The 20,631-nt window shown below is 40.1% G+C and carries 20 protein-coding genes and 7 tRNA genes; 19 read left to right on the top strand and 8 right to left on the bottom strand.

Annotated features, from left to right (window positions below; translation table 11 throughout):
* Positions 1 to 5 precede the first annotated feature (5 nt).
* The 6 genes from tpiA to PSPO_RS05225 all read left to right on the top strand — a co-directional run bounded on the left by tpiA (position 6) and on the right by PSPO_RS05225 (position 5,514).
* Positions 6 to 755 (top strand): triose-phosphate isomerase, encoded by a 750-nt coding sequence (gene tpiA / locus PSPO_RS05200; RefSeq protein WP_010560480.1) that lies wholly within the window; start codon positions 6 to 8, stop codon positions 753 to 755.
* A gap of 2 nt (positions 756 to 757) precedes the next feature.
* Positions 758 to 1,114 carry a preprotein translocase subunit SecG gene (gene secG / locus PSPO_RS05205; RefSeq protein ID WP_010560479.1) on the top strand — a complete coding sequence of 119 codons (357 nt, stop codon included), beginning with the start codon at positions 758 to 760 and terminating at the stop codon, positions 1,112 to 1,114.
* A gap of 14 nt (positions 1,115 to 1,128) precedes the next feature.
* Positions 1,129 to 1,215: transfer RNA gene (locus PSPO_RS05210), tRNA-Leu, on the top strand.
* A 192-nt stretch (positions 1,216 to 1,407) separates the two neighbouring features.
* Complete coding sequence (locus PSPO_RS05215) at positions 1,408 to 4,023, top strand: ATP-binding protein (RefSeq protein ID WP_010560478.1); 2,616 nt, start codon at positions 1,408 to 1,410, stop codon at positions 4,021 to 4,023.
* Positions 4,016 to 4,363: an Hpt domain-containing protein gene (locus tag PSPO_RS05220; protein ID WP_010560477.1), complete on the top strand. Its 348-nt coding sequence runs from the start codon at positions 4,016 to 4,018 to the stop codon at positions 4,361 to 4,363. The genes PSPO_RS05215 and PSPO_RS05220 overlap by 8 nt, the downstream gene beginning before the upstream one ends.
* Positions 4,360 to 5,514, top strand: a complete 1,155-nt coding sequence (locus tag PSPO_RS05225; protein WP_010560476.1) for a response regulator — start codon at positions 4,360 to 4,362, stop codon at positions 5,512 to 5,514. Before PSPO_RS05220 ends, PSPO_RS05225 begins: the two co-directional genes overlap by 4 nt.
* Positions 5,515 to 5,794: 280 nt before the next feature.
* Here the strand turns inward: PSPO_RS05225 and PSPO_RS05230 are convergent, their stop codons facing one another.
* Both PSPO_RS05230 and queC read right to left on the bottom strand, forming a co-directional pair.
* A complete protein-coding gene (locus PSPO_RS05230; RefSeq protein ID WP_010560475.1) occupies positions 5,795 to 7,231 on the bottom strand; it encodes a YfcC family protein in 1,437 nt (478 codons plus the stop codon).
* 241 nt (positions 7,232 to 7,472) lie between these two features.
* Positions 7,473 to 8,135 (bottom strand): 7-cyano-7-deazaguanine synthase QueC, encoded by a 663-nt coding sequence (gene queC, locus PSPO_RS05235; protein WP_010560474.1) that lies wholly within the window; start codon positions 8,133 to 8,135, stop codon positions 7,473 to 7,475.
* Between the two features lie 98 nt (positions 8,136 to 8,233).
* On the opposite strand from queC, the gene queE reads away from it, so the two are divergent.
* Positions 8,234 to 8,899, top strand: coding sequence for a 7-carboxy-7-deazaguanine synthase QueE (gene queE / locus PSPO_RS05240; RefSeq protein WP_010560473.1), 666 nt, complete (start codon positions 8,234 to 8,236; stop codon positions 8,897 to 8,899).
* A gap of 69 nt (positions 8,900 to 8,968) precedes the next feature.
* Here the strand turns inward: queE and PSPO_RS05245 are convergent, their stop codons facing one another.
* The gene (locus PSPO_RS05245; RefSeq protein WP_010560472.1) at positions 8,969 to 10,540 is read right to left on the bottom strand and encodes a LysM peptidoglycan-binding domain-containing protein; all 1,572 of its coding nucleotides are present in this window, start codon (positions 10,538 to 10,540) and stop codon (positions 8,969 to 8,971) included.
* Positions 10,541 to 10,639: 99 nt separating this feature from the next.
* On the bottom strand, positions 10,640 to 11,404 hold the full coding sequence (gene gloB, locus PSPO_RS05250) for a hydroxyacylglutathione hydrolase (RefSeq protein WP_010560471.1): 765 nt from the start codon (positions 11,402 to 11,404) through the stop codon (positions 10,640 to 10,642).
* Positions 11,405 to 11,464: 60 nt separating this feature from the next.
* On the opposite strand from gloB, the gene PSPO_RS05255 reads away from it, so the two are divergent.
* On the top strand, positions 11,465 to 12,235 hold the full coding sequence (locus tag PSPO_RS05255; protein ID WP_010560470.1) for a class I SAM-dependent methyltransferase: 771 nt from the start codon (positions 11,465 to 11,467) through the stop codon (positions 12,233 to 12,235).
* On the opposite strand, the gene PSPO_RS05260 is transcribed toward PSPO_RS05255, so the two are convergent.
* Positions 12,228 to 13,082, bottom strand: a complete 855-nt coding sequence (locus PSPO_RS05260) for an MBL fold metallo-hydrolase (protein ID WP_010560469.1) — start codon at positions 13,080 to 13,082, stop codon at positions 12,228 to 12,230. The two genes, PSPO_RS05255 and PSPO_RS05260, sit on opposite strands and share 8 nt — an antisense overlap.
* A gap of 61 nt (positions 13,083 to 13,143) precedes the next feature.
* A complete protein-coding gene (gene rnhA, locus PSPO_RS05265; protein WP_010560468.1) occupies positions 13,144 to 13,614 on the bottom strand; it encodes a ribonuclease HI in 471 nt (156 codons plus the stop codon).
* A 62-nt stretch (positions 13,615 to 13,676) separates the two neighbouring features.
* Between rnhA and dnaQ the strand changes: the two genes are divergently transcribed.
* The 9 genes from dnaQ to PSPO_RS05310 all read left to right on the top strand — a co-directional run bounded on the left by dnaQ (position 13,677) and on the right by PSPO_RS05310 (position 17,008).
* Complete coding sequence (dnaQ, locus tag PSPO_RS05270) at positions 13,677 to 14,393, top strand: DNA polymerase III subunit epsilon (RefSeq protein ID WP_010560467.1); 717 nt, start codon at positions 13,677 to 13,679, stop codon at positions 14,391 to 14,393.
* Positions 14,393 to 15,733: a TIGR03503 family protein gene (locus PSPO_RS05275; protein WP_010560466.1), complete on the top strand. Its 1,341-nt coding sequence runs from the start codon at positions 14,393 to 14,395 to the stop codon at positions 15,731 to 15,733. The genes dnaQ and PSPO_RS05275 overlap by 1 nt, the downstream gene beginning before the upstream one ends.
* 123 nt (positions 15,734 to 15,856) lie before the next feature.
* Positions 15,857 to 15,933 (top strand) — tRNA-Asp (locus tag PSPO_RS05280).
* Positions 15,934 to 15,956: 23 nt separating this feature from the next.
* Positions 15,957 to 16,033, top strand: a tRNA-Asp gene (locus PSPO_RS05285).
* Positions 16,034 to 16,064: 31 nt separating this feature from the next.
* A tRNA-Asp gene (locus tag PSPO_RS05290) sits at positions 16,065 to 16,141 on the top strand.
* A 35-nt stretch (positions 16,142 to 16,176) separates the two neighbouring features.
* Positions 16,177 to 16,253: transfer RNA gene (locus PSPO_RS05295), tRNA-Asp, on the top strand.
* A gap of 28 nt (positions 16,254 to 16,281) precedes the next feature.
* A tRNA-Asp gene (locus PSPO_RS05300) sits at positions 16,282 to 16,358 on the top strand.
* A gap of 22 nt (positions 16,359 to 16,380) precedes the next feature.
* Positions 16,381 to 16,457: transfer RNA gene (locus PSPO_RS05305), tRNA-Asp, on the top strand.
* 284 nt (positions 16,458 to 16,741) lie between these two features.
* Positions 16,742 to 17,008 (top strand): hypothetical protein, encoded by a 267-nt coding sequence (locus PSPO_RS05310; RefSeq protein WP_010560465.1) that lies wholly within the window; start codon positions 16,742 to 16,744, stop codon positions 17,006 to 17,008.
* Positions 17,009 to 17,041: 33 nt separating this feature from the next.
* Here PSPO_RS05310 and PSPO_RS21995 read toward each other — a convergent pair whose 3' ends face one another.
* On the bottom strand, positions 17,042 to 17,569 hold the full coding sequence (locus tag PSPO_RS21995) for a prepilin-type N-terminal cleavage/methylation domain-containing protein (RefSeq protein WP_010560464.1): 528 nt from the start codon (positions 17,567 to 17,569) through the stop codon (positions 17,042 to 17,044).
* A 92-nt stretch (positions 17,570 to 17,661) separates the two neighbouring features.
* Between PSPO_RS21995 and PSPO_RS05320 the strand changes: the two genes are divergently transcribed.
* Positions 17,662 to 18,294 carry an ABC transporter ATP-binding protein gene (locus PSPO_RS05320; RefSeq protein WP_010560463.1) on the top strand — a complete coding sequence of 211 codons (633 nt, stop codon included), beginning with the start codon at positions 17,662 to 17,664 and terminating at the stop codon, positions 18,292 to 18,294.
* On the top strand, positions 18,287 to 19,363 hold the full coding sequence (locus tag PSPO_RS05325) for a DUF6136 family protein (RefSeq protein WP_010560462.1): 1,077 nt from the start codon (positions 18,287 to 18,289) through the stop codon (positions 19,361 to 19,363). Before PSPO_RS05320 ends, PSPO_RS05325 begins: the two co-directional genes overlap by 8 nt.
* 49 nt (positions 19,364 to 19,412) lie before the next feature.
* Here the strand turns inward: PSPO_RS05325 and PSPO_RS05330 are convergent, their stop codons facing one another.
* Positions 19,413 to 20,573 (bottom strand): hypothetical protein, encoded by a 1,161-nt coding sequence (locus PSPO_RS05330; RefSeq protein WP_010560461.1) that lies wholly within the window; start codon positions 20,571 to 20,573, stop codon positions 19,413 to 19,415.
* Positions 20,574 to 20,631 lie beyond the last annotated feature (58 nt).

The raw sequence follows: 20,631 nt of genomic DNA on the forward strand, positions 1-20,631 counted from the left end.
AAGCAATGGCACATCGCAAACCTATGGTTGCAGGCAACTGGAAAATGAATGGCTCACTTGAGCTTGTATCTGAACTTGCCGAAGTAATCACGAAAATTGATACCTCTGACGTTGATATTTTAGTTTTCCCGCCATTCCCTTTAATTAAATCAGCACTTGATGCAGGTTTGAAAGCAGGCGCACAAACAGTGTCAGAAAATAATGCTGGTGCATTTACTGGCGAAGTTGACGCCCAATTGATTCACGCACTTGGTGCAAATTACACCTTGGTTGGTCACTCAGAAAGACGTGCTATTTACGGTGAAAGTAACGAAACAGTTGCTGCTAAATTTGCCAAAGCACAAGAAAATAACCTAACACCAATCCTATGTGTTGGTGAAAGTGAACAAGAACGTGAACAAGAATTGACCGAACAAGTTGTTTGGCAGCAAATTGATGCGATTATTAGCAAATTAGGTGTAGATGCACTTGCTAATAGTGTGATAGCATACGAGCCCGTTTGGGCAATAGGCACAGGTAAAACTGCATCGCCTGAACAAGCACAAGCTGTGCACAAATTTATCCGTAGCAAGCTGGCTGAACTTAACAGCGAGTTAGCTGCAAAAATACAACTGCTTTACGGCGGTAGTGTTAACGAGAATAATAGCGAACAATTATTTGCGCAACCAGATATTGATGGTGGGCTAATAGGCGGAGCAAGCCTTAAAGCTAATAGCTTTGCAACCATCTGTAATAGCGCAAAAGGAAATGGCTAACAATGTACGAAATTTTATTAGTAGTTTATCTTATCGTCGCACTTGCTTTAATTGGATTTGTATTAATCCAGCAAGGAAAAGGTGCTGATATGGGTTCATCATTTGGTGCTGGTGCGTCTGGAACCGTTTTCGGTTCAAGCGGTGCTGGTAACTTTATGACAAAAACAACAACCACGTTAGCAACAGTGTTTTTTATTTTAAGCATTGTGTTAGGTAACTTAACAGCAGGTCAGATTAAACAAACTGACGAGTGGTCAGATTTATCATCAGACGCTCCTGCTGCAACGACAGTTGTTGCTGAACCAAAAGATAAAGACGTACCTGCTTCACAAGACAAAAGCAACGACGTTCCAAACTAATAAATAACATCTTCGCGGATGTGCTGGAATTGGTAGACAGGCAGCGTTGAGGTCGCTGTGTGAGCAATCACGTGAGGGTTCAAGTCCCTCCATCCGCACCAAATATTTAAAACCCAAGCCAAGGCTTGGGTTTTTTGTTTTTCATTTCTAAAAACGCCACCAATATCAAATCTATACATCTGCACGACAAGAATAATTTTAAATCATTGCTATAGTAAATATGTTAATAAAACAATGTGCGGCCCTTTAGGGCCCGATTTGCCGATCGTTTTGTTTACTACTAAGGGAAATAGATGGTTTCAAATAAATACTACATTCGCACTGATGTTGATTTAAGAATAACCGAGGTAAACAAGCTTGTTGAGAGTTTATTGTCGGCATCTCAAGATTCAATTTTAGGTCAGAATCTAAGGCTGTTTTTTAGTCAAATTGAGGCGAAAGAATATCGTAGTATTGTTACTTTCGGCAGTACAGTATTGGAATTTACGTGCTGTGAAGTGCCTAATGGGTATGTCTTCGTGTTTGTTGATATCTCTAGCGACCCACTGGCTAACAGTGATATGGATTTTGTTGAGCAAGCACTTAATTCATCTGATATTGGTGTATGGTGTTACGACCATGAAACAAAAGAGTTTAACTGCACTAAAACCTTCAAAAGGCTTTTAGAAATCCCTTTAGACTCGATTGTCTCCCTTAAAGACCTTCTACAGTTAGTTCACGCTGACGACAAAGAGTTATTCCCTTTATTTTTTGAAAATCATTTGCACTTTCAGATCCCACTACAGTTTGAATTTAGATCTAACACACGTGAAGAGAAATGGTTTTCATTAAAAGGGGAATATATAAACAATGATCAAATTAGAAGTATTGTAGGAACAATTGTAGATAGTTCGTACGAAAAAGAAATGGTAATCGCCTTAAATGAGGCGAATGAAAGTAAACAATTAGCGATTGAAGCAGGCAAAATTGGTACGTGGAATGGCATATTAGATAATCATGTATGGCGTTGGCAATGGGATAGCCAGGCTAATGATATTTTCAAAATGAATTCTGAAGATATAGGTAACCTAGAAAAGTGGATTAATTGTTTACACCCTGATGATAAAGATAAGGTAGTCAATGACTTAGAGAATAGTTTGCGTACAGGTGAAGAATTCATTAGCACGTATCGTAGCGTTCTTCATAATGGAGAGCTTGTTTATATATTTGCACAAGGACGGGTTGGAAAAGATGTACATGGTGAAAGCTATCGCATTGATGGTGTATGCATAGATCAGACAAAATTTTATAAAGCGCAATTGGATTTACAACAACTAAATGCTGATCTAGAAGAGCGGGTTGAACGCCGAACTAAAGACTTAAATATAGCGTTAGACAAAGCTCAGCGTGCCAGCGAAATTAAATCTAATTTTCTTGCGATGATGAGTCATGAACTTAGAACGCCACTGAATGGTATTATCGGTTCGTTAGATTTATTAGAAAATGCGAGACTAAACCATGAATGTTTAGATCTTGTCAAAACAGCATCAATATCTGCAAACAATTTAATTGCTATATTGAATGATGTTTTAGATATCAACAAAATTGAAGCTGGAAAACTAGAGATTGATCACGAATTGTTTGATGTTACAGAGGTCATTCATCAAGTAATCATAACCTTCGCCGCTAAGGCAAAAGAGAAAAATATTCGTTTAAGCGTTTTTGAATCTTCACTGCCGAAAAATCATTTCTTGGGAGATGATAATCGATTAAGGCAAATCCTCTTAAATTTAGTTGGCAATGCAATTAAATTTACTGGTAATAATGCAAAGAAAGAGAACTTCATCAACGTTGATGTGAGTTACAACACGATAAATGAATATCAAGTTGAGTGTATTATTTCAGTTACCGACTCAGGAATTGGAATCAAAGACGATGTGATCGATAAATTGTTTACGCCTTTTACACAAGCTGAAAAGTCAACAACCCGACAATTTGGCGGCACCGGTCTAGGGTTATCAATTTGCGGCAAATTGATTGATTTAATGGGGGGAGAGATTAATGTTTCAAGCGAGTTTGGATTAGGGTCTGAGTTTAAATTAAAGATACCGTTTTGGGTTGACACAAATACAGAAGTTACCAAACCATGTACGCTGATGCAGCTTGTTAGTATTGGGGTTGGCACGTATGAAGAGCAATATTTTCAAAAATTACTCAATAGCACAGTAACATTATGTAATCAGATACTCATTGAAGAGCAGTCTCAGTTTGCAAATGTTATGACAAACATTAACACAATTTTCATAGTAAGCAATACGAGGCTTTTCAGTACGCTGATACAGCAATTGCCTAAATTCGTACGGTTCTTTATATATACATCCGAAAATAATCGAAATTCACTTGAAGCCGCCGCCCCGCATTTATTAATACATACAACTCAACCAATGACGTCATATGCGCTAAAACAAGTTTTATTTGAATCGATAGACGATGACGAAATTGACGATGAGTTAGACCTTGAAATCGAGACTTTTGATGCGCCATTAGTATCAGATGTAAATCACGATATCCTGCTTGTAGAAGATAATCCATTCAATCAAAAGCTGTTACGAAAGCAACTTCAGGCAATCGGGCTCGAGTGTGATATTGCAGACAACGGTGAGCGCGGTTATCAATCTTGGAAGAAAAATAGATATAAGTTAATTTTAACTGACTGTCATATGCCTGATGTAGATGGATACGAGATGACTAAACTGATTCGTATGGAAGAAACACAATTAGGTGTAAAGGCGGTGCCAATAATTGCTGTGACTGGCGCAACAATGAATGATGATGTGGCGTATTGCAAGTCTATTGGTATGGATGACTTTTTGAGTAAACCCGTTAAATTGAAGGACATTCAAACGATTGTGGAGAAATGGTATGGATGAACCAGAAAGTGAATTAGTAACTTTAAATTCTTCTGTGATGATTGAGTTAATTGGTAATGACTTAGCAAAGATTAAGCAATTCCAAATAGACTTTTTGGGTCAGGCGAATGAGTATTTCAAGAAACTCGCAGGGGCATACAATCAAAATCAATTTGAAAATCTAAAAGAACATGCACATTTCTTAAAAACGTCAGCAAACGCTATTGGTGCTGAAAAAACCGGTCATTATCTTGCCACCATAGAAGCTTTCGCCTTGAAAAAAGACAAACCCGCTTTAAAGGAGTTGATTCTAAAACTCAAATCTGAGCTCAAAACATTAGCTGGAGAAATACGGAAATGACAGTGACATCTGAAGGAAGACTCGCAAACCGGCATCCTGACATTGTATTGATCACCCATTGTGAAGAGGAAGTTCACGGTGTAAATGAAATCATAAGAGAACAATTTGATAGCTTTCGATGTATTGTGAAAGACGATGCAGTCATTGAAACGATAAATCAGCTTAAGCCAAAAGTGGTTCTATTCGCGCTTGCAACGGTTAAAGAAAATATCACTTTGTACACGTTGATGATTAAAAGCCAAGTTTTAAATGAAAACCACTACAGCGTACTGTTGTGTAACAATAAAGAGTCGATACTTGCATTTGGTTGCTGTTTAAGGAATTTGTTTAATAGTTACTTCACTCATCAACCGCTTTATGAGCGCTTTCGGCTAAAGTTGATCGTATTCGAAGGACTCACTCGTTGTGAGGTTGAACAAACATTTTATGATGAGCTTGTAAGTGTGGTTAAAAACCAAGATAGCGACTTAAATGAACTAATAGAGTTAGGGCTAAGTTATAAAAAAAATGTTCTTGATAAACTCGATACGAGTAAGTTGGAAGTAGAACGAATAAAGAATGAAGTTAGCAAAGAAGAGCAAGGAGAGTTAAAGCAACTACTTTTAGACAAGATCCAAACTGAACATTTACAACCATTACTGTCTTCACTTGAATCGGTGATATCAGACAATTTAACGACTATGTTGGCTAAAATGATGTCAGCACATGCAAACCTACAAAGTGCGGAAGTAACGCAAAATAATAATCCAGCACAAGCCTTGGAACAGTTTGATATTAATGAACAAGATGAAAAGCGCATATTAGTTGTAGAAGACAACCATATTTATCGCGAAATGATTAGCGACGTTTTGTCTAAAGAAGGTTTTATAATTCATCAAGTAGATGATGGACTGAATGCTGTAAAAAAAATAAAGACTGATCGTTATGACCTTATTTTAATGGATTTGTTTATGCCGCATTTAAATGGTCTCAAAACAACGAAACATATGCGACAAGTTGGCAAGAACAAAAAAACACCGGTAATTGCACTATCAGGCAATAAAAACAAAGAAATAGTAAAAAAATGGGCGAGCCATGGCTTAGCTGGGTATATCGTAAAACCTTCAACTAAAGCTGAAATACTAACAGTTATAAAACGGGTACTGGATTAAATTTATCAATACACATATTTACTAGCGTTTGTTAGCCATTATTTAATTATTTTCAAGGACATAGTGATTGCGGTAACCGATTTGATTATGTTCGCAAGCGCATTTGACTAATAATATTAAAGAGTAAGAACGCAACAGCGTTGAATTTAAACTTTATTAAACGTGGAGCTGGTTGCTTACTCATAAAGAATGTTGCTGTTGATGCGAATTAGTAAAAGTTGTAAATATGAGTCAATAAAAAGCCACCGTATTCGGTGGCTTTTTTGCGCTTGTAATAGAATCAGCTATTTGCTGTAACTTGGCTCTCAACCCCTGCAATCTGTGGTTGCACATCTAAACCATAACCAAAGAAAGTGGCAGCGATTAGTACTACAGAGGCTGCAATCATTAGTTTCACCAATAACGGTAAGCAGAACTTAAACCACTGACCATAAGGTACACCGGCCATACCGATGATCCCCATTAATACCGCATTAGTTGGAATAATCATATTTGAGAAGCCATCGCCAAATTGATACGCAAGTACCGCAACTTGGCGTGGTACACCAACTAAATCACCAAGCGGTGCCATTAGCGGCATAGTAACGTACGCTTGACCTGAACCCGATGGAATAAAGGTATTTAGCAGAGTTTGAATAACAAGCATACCAACAGCTGATATTTCTGCGCTCACATAAGAAAGCGGTAAACTCATACCGTACACTAGGCTGTGCAGAATTTTACCGTCGTCTAAAATGAGTGCGATACCGCGTGCAACACCGATTAAAATTGCAGTGGTTACTAAATCAGAGGTACCTTCAATAAATTTGTTAGCAGCGGTATTCGCATCAAGTTTACCTAATACAGTGATAACTAGGCCCCAAGCAACAAATAAGCCGCCAAGTTCATATAAGTACCAGCCTTTTGTGGCAATACCCCAAACGGCAATTACTAATGTTGCGATAAAGCTAAGTAGTACCAATTGGTGGCGACGATTAAGTTTTGGATAGTCATGGGTTTCTTTGCCTTCTAATGGGCAAGGAATGCCTGCCATTAACGAGCGAGATGGATCCACTTGTACTTGTTTGGTGTATGACCAAACATGATGAAAACCAAGTAAAACGAACGGCACGAAAATCGCTAAACGTAGCCATAAGCCCGAATACACAGGAACTTCTGCAATCTGTTGGGCGATTAATACAGTAAACGGATTAAACGCAGATACGCCATAACCGATGCCATAGCCGGCAACAATCATACCGACCGCCGTCATCGCATCAAGGCGCATGGCTTTACATAATGCCACTAAAATAAGTACAAATGGAATGTATTCGCCCGCTGTGCCAATTGCACTTGAGGCAAGAGCAAAACAAAAGACTACGGCAAAAATGAGTTTTTGCGGCTTATCGCCATGTTTTTCTAATAAACGGCCAATTAATGCATCTACTGTGCCTGTAGCACGTGCAATTGCGAGTACACCACCCACAATTAACACAAAAAAGATAACATCCTGTGCAGCGGCAAATGCCCGTGGAATTGCCGTTAGAAAGTCCCAAGGGGTAAGGTAATGACTTTCAGTGGCAACTTGATAAGTGCCAGGAACAACGGCTTGGCGGCCATTTGCTGTTTCTACGGTATCAAAAAAGCCTTGGGGTACAATCCAAGTAGCAAGATAAGCGACAAACATCATCGCTAGTAGCAAAACCAGCGTATGAGGTACTTTCAATGTCTTAGGCATAAATAAATCCAGTTGTGGGAAAGGCCAATAGTTTATTCGTAATTTGGGTGCTTAAAAAGAGGGGATTGTAAACAAATTAGAATGGCTTATCGCAAAAGGGTGTAACTTTGGCGTAGAGTACAAATATGGCTTTAGTTTTTAAGGTGCATAGCAGCAATAAAAAAGAGTTTTGCGAATGGACAGAGCAAAACAAAAAAGCACCATTTGGTGCTTTTAATGTGCGTTAACTAACAGGTATTAGTTAATTTGCTTCATATGGTAGCGGATCGCTTGCCTGGTTTAGCTCAAACGCTTCTAAACGCTCTTGGCAAGCGCCGCATTTACCGCAGGCTTTTTCTCGACCGTTGTAGCAAGTCCATGTCTTACTGTAATCGAGGCCCATATTTAAACCGTCGGTTAAAATCTCAATTTTAGTATTATTTAAGTATGGGCTAACTATTTCAATTTCTTCGTAGTTAGCGATGCGGCACACATCATCCATTTTTTGTACGAATTCAGGGCGGCAGTCTGGATAAATTGCATGGTCGCCTGAGTGAGCGCCGTAAAATACCTTGTTGGCTTTAAGTGAAACTGCATAGCCAACAGCAAGTGATAATAAAATCATATTGCGGTTTGGTACCACAGTTGATTTCATGCTTTCTTCTTCGTAGTGACCTTCCGGTACGTCAATATCGTCAGTCAGCGATGAGCCACCAATTAATTGGTTGATTGCTGAGATATCAACAACTTTATGAGAAATGTTTAATTCCGCACATACGTCTGCTGCAACTTTTAATTCTTTAACATGACGCTGGCCGTAATCAAACGAAAGTGCATACACTTCATAACCTTGGCGAATGGCTTTATTTAAAACGGTATATGAATCCATTCCACCAGAGTAAATTACAACAACTTTTTGCGACATATTTCTCTCACTTTAGCTATAATAGCGGTTTTTGCGGGCGCGATAGTCTACACCTTCGTGACCTTGAAGACAAATCTAGCAGTAATTAGAGGCGTACGTTGTACAAAATTAACGAAGTATTCGAAACCATTCAAGGTGAGGCAAGTTACACAGGTTGCCCATCTATATTTATTCGCTTGCAAGGGTGTCCTGTGGGATGTGCTTGGTGCGACACTAAGCAAACATGGCATACGGACGATACTTATTTAGTTGATCTTTCTGACACAGTTGAAAAGAAAGCTGACTCGGATTATTTTGCTAATTGTACCGCAGAACAAATTCTTGCGCTAATTCGCGACAAGCAATATCAAGCAAAGCATATTGTGATCACTGGTGGTGAGCCATGCATGTACGACTTAAACCCGCTTTGTGACTTACTTCATGAAAACGGGTTTTCTACGCAAATTGAAACCAGCGGCACATTTGACATTTTAGCGCCAGCAACAACGTGGGTAACGGTGTCACCAAAAATTAATATGCGTGGTGGCTATAAAGTACTAAAAAGCGCCATGCAACGTGCTAACGAGATTAAACATCCAGTCGCAATGATGCGCCATGTTGAAGAGTTAGAAGAGCTGTTTGCTGAAGCAGGGCATACACCAGAACTCGTTTATTTACAGCCTATTAGTCAAAAGGCAAAGGCGACGCGCTTAGCAATTGAAGTATGTAAGGCTAAAAACTGGCGCTTATCGGTGCAAGTGCATAAGTATATTGGTATTGCTTAACTTTCATTAGTTAACGTACGGCACAAAAAAGGCGCTAAATAGCGCCTTTTTTAATATGTTTGCTCAGTGTTACCCTGTTTTTACATCCACTTTTAGTTTTAGCTTTTGTCCAGGTTGAATGTATTCATTCTTGGCAATGCTATTCCATTTCATAATGTCCGATACTGACACTTTATACAAACCCGCAATGCGCGCTAACGAATCACCTTTGCGCACTTTATAGGTGATGGTGCGTTCAGTCACATTACCCGCTAAGGTTGAACTGGTTTTTTGATAAACCGTTAACTGCTGGCCAAGACGCAAGGTCGCATTTTTGCGTAAGTTATTCCACTTCATTAAGTCTTTGGTTGATACTTTATATTTACGACCAATTTTCCACAGACTATCGCCACTAACGACGGTATGCGTAGTTTTGCGGTTTGCTTTGTTGTTAGCTGCAATACGCATTGGACCGCTTAATAAGTTATTGTCTATTTGGCCATTACTTAATGGCACAAACAGCTGTTGACCAACGCGAATAGTGTTGTTACTCAACTTGTTTAGCGTTTTGATGCTAGTCGTGCTGGTATCAAATTGCTTGGCGATTTTTGATAGGCTATCACCTGATTTTACTGTGTATTGCTGCCAACGAATGCGGTCTTTAGCATCCATTTTGGCAAGTTGTGCTTTGAAGCCATAAGCTTTATCTGCTGGTACAAGTAGCTTATGCGGACCGGTTGGATCGGTTGCCCAACGGTTAAATGCGGGGTTTAACTTATACATTTCAGTCACTGGAATGTCGGCCATTTCAGCGGCTTTTGCTAAGTCAATCTGACCGCCAGTATTAACCAACTCAACAGCAGGCTTATTATCTATTTTTTTCCACGTTACTTTAAACTCGTCTGAGCGCGCAAGTAAGTCTGATAGCGCTAGCAGTTTAGGCACGTATTGGGTTGTTTCTCGCGGTAAATCAAGCGACCAAAAATCAGTTGGTAACTGCTTTTTACGGTTCTTTTTAATCGCACGTAATACTCGACCTTCACCTGAGTTATATGCAGCGATTGCATTTAGCCAATCACCATCAAGTGTTTTGTGTAAATACGTTAAATACTCAAGTGCAGCGCGAGTAGACTCGGTAATATCGCGACGACCGTCGTACCACCAATTCTGCTTTAGACCGAAACGCTCTCCTGTGGCTGGCATAAACTGCCAAATACCAGAAGCACTGCGGTGCGAATAGCCAAATGGGTCAAATGCGCTTTCAACAATAGGCAATAGCGCAATTTCAATAGGGATCTGACGCTTTTCTACCTCTTCCACAATATAGTGAAGGTAGGGAGTACCACGTGTGGCGATACGATCTAAATATTTTTGGTGCTTTGCGTAGTAGTTACGCTCGGCAACTACGGCGCGATTTTGCGGCACAGGAATCGAAAGCTGATAGCGAATACGTTGCCACACATCGTCAAATTCAGGGATTTGTTCAATGACTTCTTGCTCTTCTTCTGCAAGTGCAAGCACTGTTAATGCATCATATACGTCTTGTGAGCTGGCAACTTTATAGTTTGGCTCTGCCGTATTTTCTGATTGAGATTGATTTGTCGTTTGACAGCCCACAAGCCACACACTGGCGCTTAGGGCAATTATTTGCTTATAAGTCATTAATACAAAATACCGAGTTAAAACGGAACGCCGAATAATACCGATCTTGGCTAAAAATTGCCAATTTCATTTATTTTTATCATTAATTGATAAATAGATTTAATAATTGTCCTTTAGTTCCCTTAAGGCGGTAAAAACACTGACATCGTTTATTTCGGTAACTGAATTTTTAGCTAACACACTAGTTCTTACATTATGTTCATGTGTGCGTAAAAATGGGTTTATCGCCTTTTGCTCTTCTATTGTGGTAGGCAAGGAAATATCACTATGTTTGGCAAGTTCATCGCGATAGGCAGCAAGCGTATGATTGTCTGGCTCGATATATGCAGCAAAATCTAGGTTGGCACGCGTATATTCATGGGTGCAATAAACCTGTGTTGAATCGGGCAGGGCTGCTATACGTAAAAGCGATGTGAGCATTTGTGTTGGCGTGCCTTCAAATAATCGACCACATCCACCATTAAAAAGTGTATCGCCACAAAAAATCATGTTTTCATTATAATAGGCAATATGATCAAGGGTATGTCCTGGCACATGCATAATTGCTAATGTTAGTTGTAATTCATCCAGTGTTATAACAGCGTCATCTTCAAGTTTATGGGTAATACCGTCAAAAGGGCTGTTGCTCGGGCCATAAACGGGTAAACCACTAAACTTCTTAACCAGCTTTTCAACCCCATTAGTGTGATCCCAATGATGATGGGTAATTAAGATACCTGTTAGCGACAATGAGTGCTCGCGGCAGAACGCTAAAACGGGTTCCGCGTCACCTGGGTCAACCACATAAAGCTGTTTACTGTCTTGATTAACCAATGCCCAAATGTAATTGTCGTTAAACGCGGGAATGGGAATTACTTGTACCAAATTCACTTGCTCTGTTATGTTTACTCTGTAGACTATCTCTCATTATAACGAGGCAAAGACTTGAAACCAGCGCTAAGTTTACAAAATACCATTCAACCCCATTCTTGGTATGATTTTCCCCATGGCGAATACTTAAAACAAGAAATCGAGCAAATCTTCACGCCGTGGTTAAACCGAATTTTTGGCTATCACTTGCTCAAAATAGGTGAGCTGAGCGCTGAGTTAGATACCTCTGCGTGTGTTATTAAACACCAAGTAAATGTCGCAAACTCGAGTAAAGCCGGAGTAAGAGCGCACATTGATGAATTACCTTTTTCTGAACAAACAGTCGATGGCTGCATATTAAGTCATGGCTTGGAGTATTTAACCGACCCACACCACTGCTTACGAGAAGTGCATAGAGTATTAATGCCTGGCGGCTACTTAGTGCTTAGCGGGTTTAATCCATTTAGCTTTTGTGGCTTGGCGCGCATACTGCCTTTTGCCAAGCAAAAGTTACCGTGGAGTGGGCGCTTTTTTACCCCAGCACGAGTAAAAGACTGGTTACATTTATTAGGGTTCGAAGTGGTATTTGAAGAACGAGCGATTTACTCATCGCTTGCTCGCGGTAAGCGGCTATCGCGTTTTGCAGCGTGGCAATCGTTTTGCCAACATTATTTAAAACCGACGGGTAGTGTATACGTGATTGTGGCAAGAAAACGTGTTGCGCCATTAACGCCGATTAAACCAAAATGGCATGCTCGTCCGCAATTTAATCCAGCGGTAAGAGGTGTAGGGCTCAGAAGCACTCCTCGAAATGCTTCTATTAGCTCAAAACGTGAATCTAGTTAAACGTTAGCGGTATTTTTAAGTAAGTGGTGCCATTCGCTTCGGCTTCGGGAAAGTGCCCCGCATTGATATTTACTTGAATTGAAGGGTGAATCAATTTGGGTACCGCTAAATCGGCATCTCGCGATTCGCGGGTTTTCACATAATCGTGTTGCGTAATGCCGTGCTTTAAGTGCACATTATATTGTTTTTGCGCCTCAACACTGGTAACAACACTTACTTCGCGACCATTTGGTTGATAATCATGGCACATATATAAGTGGGTATCGTTACCAAGCTCAAAAATGCGTTGAATTGAATGATACAATTGGCTGGCATCACCGCCTGGGAAATCGCAACGGGCCGTGCCGCTATCTGGCATAAACAACGTATCACCAACAAATGCACTGCCATCGACAATATAGGTAACGCTGTCGGGCGTGTGTCCCGGTGTAAACATCACGGTAACCGCTTCTTCACCTAAATAAAATACTTCGCCATCGTCGAATAAATGGCAAAATTGACTACCATCCGTTGGAATATCGAAGTTAAATACCTTATTAAAATGCTGCTGTACTTGCGTAATGTGCTTGCCTGTTGCCACTTTAGCACCGAGTTTTTGCTTAAGGTATTGCGCGGCAGATACATGATCTGCATGGGCGTGTGTTTCTAAAATCCAATCAACATCTAAGTGGTGGCTATCAATATAATGAATAATCGAATCAGCAAACTGGTAGCCGACGTTGCCTGAAGCAATATCAAAATCAACAGCGGCATCGATAACCATGGCTTTTAAGCTACGGTTATCAAATACCACATAACTGATGGTTGAAGATTGTTTGTGAAAGAAACTTTCAATGGTTACATTCATACTAGCAAAAACTGGATATATCAAATATGGAATAAGATATATCATAGAGTAATAAAGAGATCTAGCTTTGCGCTACGAATCCAGTATCTTCAAGCAAGTCGCTACTTTCTGCGGCCTCTCTGGCTAAGTCGTCAACGCGTTCATTTTCCGCGTGACCCGCATGGCCTTTCACCCAGCGCCACTCAACGTGGTGCTTTGAATTGGCAGCATCAAGGCGTTGCCACAGATCTTTGTTTTTTACATCTTGCTTGCTGGCGGTTTTCCAGCCGCGCTTTTTCCAGTTGGCAAGCCAAGATTCAATACCTTGCTTCACATATTGACTATCAGTAGTGAGAATAACCTGACAGGGCTCTTTTAATGACTCTAAGCCAATAATCGCTGCGAGCAGTTCCATGCGATTATTTGTAGTTAAGGTATAACCTTGACTCAACTCTTTTTCATGACCTTTGTAGCGAAGTAGGGTGCCATAGCCACCTGGACCTGGGTTGCCCAGACATGAACCATCAGTAAAAATCTCTACGTTTTTTTGCACAGTTTGCCTTTAAATTATGTAGAATGAAGTTATTAACATAACAAAATTTGTGATTTGGCGATATGGCTCACAGGCAAATAGTACTGGATACTGAAACAACGGGTATCGACCCTAAGCAAGGGCACCGCATTATTGAAATCGGCTGTGTTGAATTAGTAAACCGTAGGCTCACCGGAAATAACTTTCACGTTTACATTGATCCAGAGCGAGATATTGAAGACGAGGCGATCTTTGTACACGGTATTACACGCGACTTTCTTGCGGGCAAACCTAAGTTTCGCGATGTCGCGGCAGAGTTTTTAGATTATATCAAAGGCGGTGAGCTGGTCATTCATAATGCAGCGTTCGACGTTGGCTTTATGGATCATGAATTTGCGCTGCTTAGACAAAATTACCCCAAAACCCACGACGTTTGCCAAGTACTTGATACCCTTGCGATGGCGCGTGATTTACACCCGGGGCAAAAAAATAACCTCGACGCCTTATGTCGCCGCTACGATATAGATAACTCAAAACGTACACTGCACGGCGCTTTACTCGATTCAGAGATATTGGCTGATGTGTATTTAGGCATGACGGGTGGTCAAGTAAGCCTTAACCTTGCCAATAAAGAAGGGCAAAGTGGTGATAACAGTAAAGGTATTCGCCGACTTTCGCCAGATAGACCTCGACTAAACGTCGTATTTGCCGATAACGAAGAACAAGCGGCACACTTAGAGCGCTTAAATTTAGTTAATGATAAAGGTGGCCACTGCCTTTGGCTTACTGAGGACGCATAATGAAAAAATGGTTGTTAGGGTTTTTTAGTTTATTTTTGATTTCGAATAGCTTTGCGCAGCAGACTGAATTAGACGTAATTCAACGCAATAGCGAACAAAATGAACTTAAGATTTTCGACAACCGTTTTCGCATCGACTATCAAGTTGATGAAATCACGTTACTCTTCTTTCGACAAAAAGGTACACCAGCAGTCATTCTTGTCAGACCCGATGGTAGTAAAATTTATGCGACTACCTCGCTGGGTGATATGAATATTGAATGGTTTGATGACGAAACCTACGACATTATAAAAATTAAAAAGCCAATGCCAGGTCCATGGCAAGCCATCGGAAAAATCCTACCCGACAGTAAATTAATGATCTTAAGTGATATTGAATTACATGTAGATCCGCTGCCACCACTATTATTTAAAGGCGAAACCATTAAAGTAACGGGTCGCTTAACAAATGGCGGCAAACCTATTGAAGAAGGGTTGTTTCGTGATTTAGTGACGTTAAATGTCGATTTTGTTAGCACGAACAATAAGGATTACCTTAATTTTGGCGCAAAGCCGGTGCCTATTGCAGAACTATTGGATGATGGCAAAGGCTATGATGAAAGACCGGGCGATGGTGTATTTACCGGTGAGTTTGCGCTTAATTTTGCCTCTGGTGAATGGCAGCCTGAATACGAAGTACGAACGCCAATATTAAGACGCAGTTTGGTAAAAGATCCCATTATTATCGAAAACGCTCCTATTACCTTTGAATTTAGCGAAGCGGGTGAGGGCGAAGAGCACCATCAGCTTACGCTTAATGTGAATACCGAAAAAGTACAGCCCGAATCACTCATTTATCAAGGTACAATTTATTACCCTAATGGCGAGACGCAAGCCTTTAATCTTGAGACGCAAGATAAAGCGGTACGAGAATTAAAGCTCGTTAATTATGACTGGGGTGTTTATGAAGTCGAACTTACCTTATTTGGTAGCAATATAAATGGGCGTGAATTTGTTGCTAAAATCGATAAGCAAGAGTTTGAAATTGATAAACCGATTGAAGCTGTACCAGAACAACCTGCACCCATTTTACCGGAAATAAACCAAGAACCGGAACTGCCACCAGAGCCAGAACTCGATGTTGAGCAAATTATCATCTGGGCTGTGGTGGGTAATGTGCTTATTATCTTAATTGGCTTTATTGTGATCCGTGTATTTATTCAGAAAAAACCGTTATTAGGTGGCTTGATGAGTAAATTGAAGAAAAACAAAAAAGATCAAGAAGAACAAAAAGTAGCGGGTTCTGAGCAGAAATCAGACAGTTCAGATGAAATTTTGAACCTTTCGTTGCCAGATGAGTAAAAAAGCGAGAAAAAAGCAAAAAAACTATTGACTCTTAAAGGGGTGATTCGTATTATTCACGCCGCTGTCAAGGAGCACTGAGAGTCAAATCAAAAGTGAGTCATGACAGGTTTGAAATGACGCGGAGTGGTAGTTCAGTTGGTTAGAATACCGGCCTGTCACGCCGGGGGTCGCGGGTTCGAGTCCCGTCCACTCCGCCAATTATTTCAAACGTTACTCTTTAGGAGTGGTAGTTCAGTTGGTTAGAATACCGGCCTGTCACGCCGGGGGTCGCGGGTTCGAGTCCCGTCCACTCCGCCATTAATTTAAAGAGTAGCCATTATTCCTTCGCGGAGTGGTAGTTCAGTTGGTTAGAATACCGGCCTGTCACGCCGGGGGTCGCGGGTTCGAGTCCCGTCCACTCCGCCATTAGGAATAAAACAATTTAAAATGATATACGCTGCGGAGTGGTAGTTCAGTTGGTTAGAATACCGGCCTGTCACGCCGGGGGTCGCGGGTTCGAGTCCCGTCCACTCCGCCATCTTATATCATTTAAAAATTTGCTCAGCGGAGTGGTAGTTCAGTTGGTTAGAATACCGGCCTGTCACGCCGGGGGTCGCGGGTTCGAGTCCCGTCCACTCCGCCATTAGCAAATTTCTCCCCGATGCGGAGTGGTAGTTCAGTTGGTTAGAATACCGGCCTGTCACGCCGGGGGTCGCGGGTTCGAGTCCCGTCCACTCCGCCATTTTATATTCCCCTAATAAATTTTCATTATAAGCTTTACGCTTTGCTCCTGATTTTCTTTATCTAAGTCAAAAACCTATTTCACCATTAATACTCTTAGTAATTTCACTCTGTAAGTTCTAGCTTTTCCATTATCACTTTTATTTTTTAGCCCTATTATCAACACCGTGTGTGAGATAAATTTATTATTGCCCTAACTTATAACGCACTATTTTTTGTGATTAATTAATCCAATATTCAGTTTTCCACGTTTACGCTATGGCAAAATTTTTTGGAAAGAAAGTAATGAAAAAGGTTTTTATATCAGGGGCAATTGTTGTCGGGTTGATGGCAGCAATGTGGCCTTGGGGATTTGCTGTCGGCTACCAAGTGAAAGAACGTGAGCTATGCCAAAAGGTAAAAGGCAATGATGCACTTTTTAAGTATACCGCTGGTGGTATTATGCGAGGTGAAAATGCAGAGGGCACGCTGCGCACGAGTTTGTATGTCGATGGTTTGAAAAAAGGTATGCTGTTTAGTTTAAAACAGTGCTTCGGCAACGAAAAAAACTGACTTTCTTACTGTAAGCCAACAAATTGTTGGCTTCTAACATCCAGTTGTGACAACCCCTGTGTTTGGCGTTGTGCCATCTTCTTGGTTGTAATAAAAAGCATAGCATTCGTCACTAAGACGTAATCCTTGTGGCCAAATTAAAATAAGCCCTTGTGCACCGTTTGTAGCAAGAGGAAAGCCAGGTGCAGTTTGTTGCCTACCCACGCCGCATAAACTATTTGCCGTGCATACAGCGCTTGCGGATGTAAAGGGAATTTCTTTGCCAATATTTAAAATGTAACGCCAAGCGCCATTCCAGTAGCCTTCAACATAGCCGTTATAGACCAGTACACTAATGCCAAGCTCATCGAGCTGAACATTCCCATTTTTAACATCTTGTACTAACGCTTTCGCGCGAACTTGCTCTGCGGTGGCTTTCATTGAAGCTGCTGTTGCTTCTAACACACTAATGCGTGACGCTTGCTGCAAGTTTAAGAATTTAGGTGCTGCAACGACTGCAAGTAGGCCTAAAATAACAATCACAATGATCAGTTCAATAAGTGTAAAGCCATGGTTTTTCATTGGTGTATTGCCCCTGATTACTGCGATATTTGCTGGTAGTTTATAGTATAGCCAATCATAAGTCTTTGACTATAAGTGCATAAATAAGCAAAATGTGCACACCAAAACGCATTCAAGATGAAAGGGAAGGTCGTTTGTTTCAAATACGCAGTTTAACCAAACTTTATTTTGATAAAGTTGTGTTTTCAGATTATACCTGCCAATTTACTTCTCAGCGTGTCTTAATTACCGGACCAAATGGCCTTGGTAAATCAACCCTATTAGCCATGCTTGCAGGGTTGGAATCATTTCAACAAGGCGAGATTTTACTGCAACAGCAAAGCGCCAATGCCCGTTTTTTACAAACGAATGTCGCTTTAGCGAGTGATAAAATTATCTTTCCAGAGTTTTTAACGGCTAAACAAGTATTAGATTTAACGCTTATGCATCAAGAGTGTGACAATCTTGAAAGCTTGGTTAAGCGCTTTGGCTTTAATGACTTTTTACACACTAAAGTGATTAACCTTTCAAGTGGTAACCTTAAAAAGCTTCAACTGATAAATGCGTTTATGCGTAAAGCCTCGGTGTTGCTATTGGATGAGCCCACTGCGGCACTTGAGCACAAAAGTGTGCCTGTGCTGCTAGCGTGTATTGACAAGTTTCAAGGCCAAGTTATTTTAACAAGTCATGAGCCTGAGCCATTTTTACAATCTGGATTTGAAGTACAGGCGTTGATAAGTGCGTAATTTTTCATTTTTCGAATATCGCATTGCGGCTTTTCATCATTACATTGCTGAACAATTGGGTCAATTAAAGCAATTAGGCGTTATTTTAGCGCTATTTATGTATACCGCTTTTCCTGCACTTATTCTGCTCATTTACCTTGCGCTTGGCAAAGTTATGACGCAAGACCCAACATTAAGTATTTTATTATCGGTTGCATTAATCGTTATGCAAAGTGAACTCAGTGTCGCATTGAGTAAAGGTGCGCTTGATGTAAAACACCGCCTTTATCAACGCTCATTTGCCAGCAAAGGAATGCGTGTGCTATGTGATTACACGTTAGCTTTAGCCGGTAATTTGGTATTTTTACTGAGTGTGCCTTTGTTGTTATCGTTAGACTTGAGCAAATGGCAACAAGGCCTTCATTTTGTATTGTTTTGCATTTGTGTGCTCGGCAGTGGATTTGTTGCCACCCTCAAACCTACACGAATAAAGTTATATGTAATTACGGTCATTCTGTTGCCAGTGCTATTTGATTTAAGCTTGCTTTCGTTGTTAACCAGTTATATTGCACTGTTGGTTGGCGTTGCGTTTTGGCCAAATAGCTTAGCTTTCAAACGGCTGACGAAGTTTAACCTCGGTTTTTGGGTTCGCTATCATAGCCATGCTTTTGCCGAAATTTGGTGGCGTGTATTAATGTTACTTGCCTTATGGGTGTGTGCAAATGTACTTAATTTACAACGGCCAGATTTAGGCTTTTTTGTTCATTGTTTTATATCGCCGTTTATCGTTTATATTGCTTCAAGTCAGCAACTTAATCAAAACGAATGCGTATTGCAGTACAAATTGTGGTTAAACAGTTTACGCAATGCAAATACGTTGGTTTATGGCCAATATGTTGTGCCTATGAGCTTGGCAGTGGTTGGCTTAATGAGCTTGCAATTGATTGTAGTGAGTTTACAAAGCTTAATTATTTTTGCCGTCGCTGGGGCGTTAACAATTTCGGTTGCTAAGTATAAACCAAGCCATTATGCCCTTGGTTGGTTTGTTATTAATGGCTTAATGATAACGATTAACTATTGGGTGTATTAAGAGCTTTCGTCACACAAGCATAAGATTTTGAAATGGAAGCTAGATTCAATCACCAGTTAATTTCACAAGGATCTAAGTGTGGTTGATTACTAAGCGCTATTGCTTGGTGGATAATATAGGTATTTGTTTCGACTTCACTGCTATTTTTTAAATGTTCAAAATAGGCAAGAGCTTGTTGTTTATTTCGTAATACTAGTTGTGAAGCTTTGGCTCCTTGCTGAAGCTGTAAATTAAACTCTTGCGACTTTTCTTTTAAAAAACTAAGTGCATTTTCATCACCTAATTTTTCATAGATATTTCTTTGCAAACCGATGCCAATTGCAGCAGAAATAAGTGTACTTTGGCTTTGCTCAAGTTGTTTACCTAGATTAATACAGGCATCAATTAATTTTATGTCGTTTGACTGTGCATCCTGACAAATTTTATTAATCACCTGAAAACTAGGAAGGGGGAATGCTGAAGAAATAGATATAGCTAGCATAGGAGAGTAATCAGTATTAATTCCTAATTGATTAAGGGTTTCTTCAACTAAGGTAAAGCTTTCTGACCAATATTCTGTGTAAGTTGGTGCGTTAGCTGCATTTATGAATGCATCAATTGTGTCTTCAGGCGAAGTTTCATTGTGAATTAGATTCGCGTATGCAAGCCAGCTCGCACCATTATGTCTGTCAGTATAAAGTGCGTTCGTAATAAGTTTTTCATCACATTTTTGTTTTTTGCACGCAACTAACACGTGATAAGCAATCAGTTTGTTATCGGGAAAATCTTGAAATAAAGAAAGTAACGAACTGATTAAATCTGAATTCATAGCTAAAGAATAGAGCGCTTCAGTGGTTTTACTTTCTAATGTGACAGCATTATCTTTAAGAAACTTGCTGAAATAATTTTCATCGAAGATATTAACCTCTGACTTGTGCTTTGTTGCAAAATAACTATAGATATCGAAGTTAGGCTCTTTGTCACATGTGGCAATCTTATGATCTTTTGTATGAGATTCTGTTTTAGCTTCAGTGTGGGAACTTATTAATTCTTTCTTGGGTAATTGGGAAACATTCTGATCATTATTTTGAAAGAATCTATTTTCAGTGTTTGTTTTACTTTTCGACACTATCTGTATTGAAGATTCGGGTTGCGCTAGGTTAGCGCCAAATAAAATATAAAAAATACATAAAGCTAAAACAGAAGCTATTATGAATACAATTTTTTTCACTCTGATTCCTTTCATTCTTATTTTCAGTAGGGCATAAAAAAGCCAGCTAATGCTGGCT

It is taken from the genome of Pseudoalteromonas spongiae UST010723-006 (assembly GCF_000238255.3).
In the GTDB taxonomy this organism is placed as follows: Bacteria; Pseudomonadota; Gammaproteobacteria; order Enterobacterales; family Alteromonadaceae; genus Pseudoalteromonas; species Pseudoalteromonas spongiae.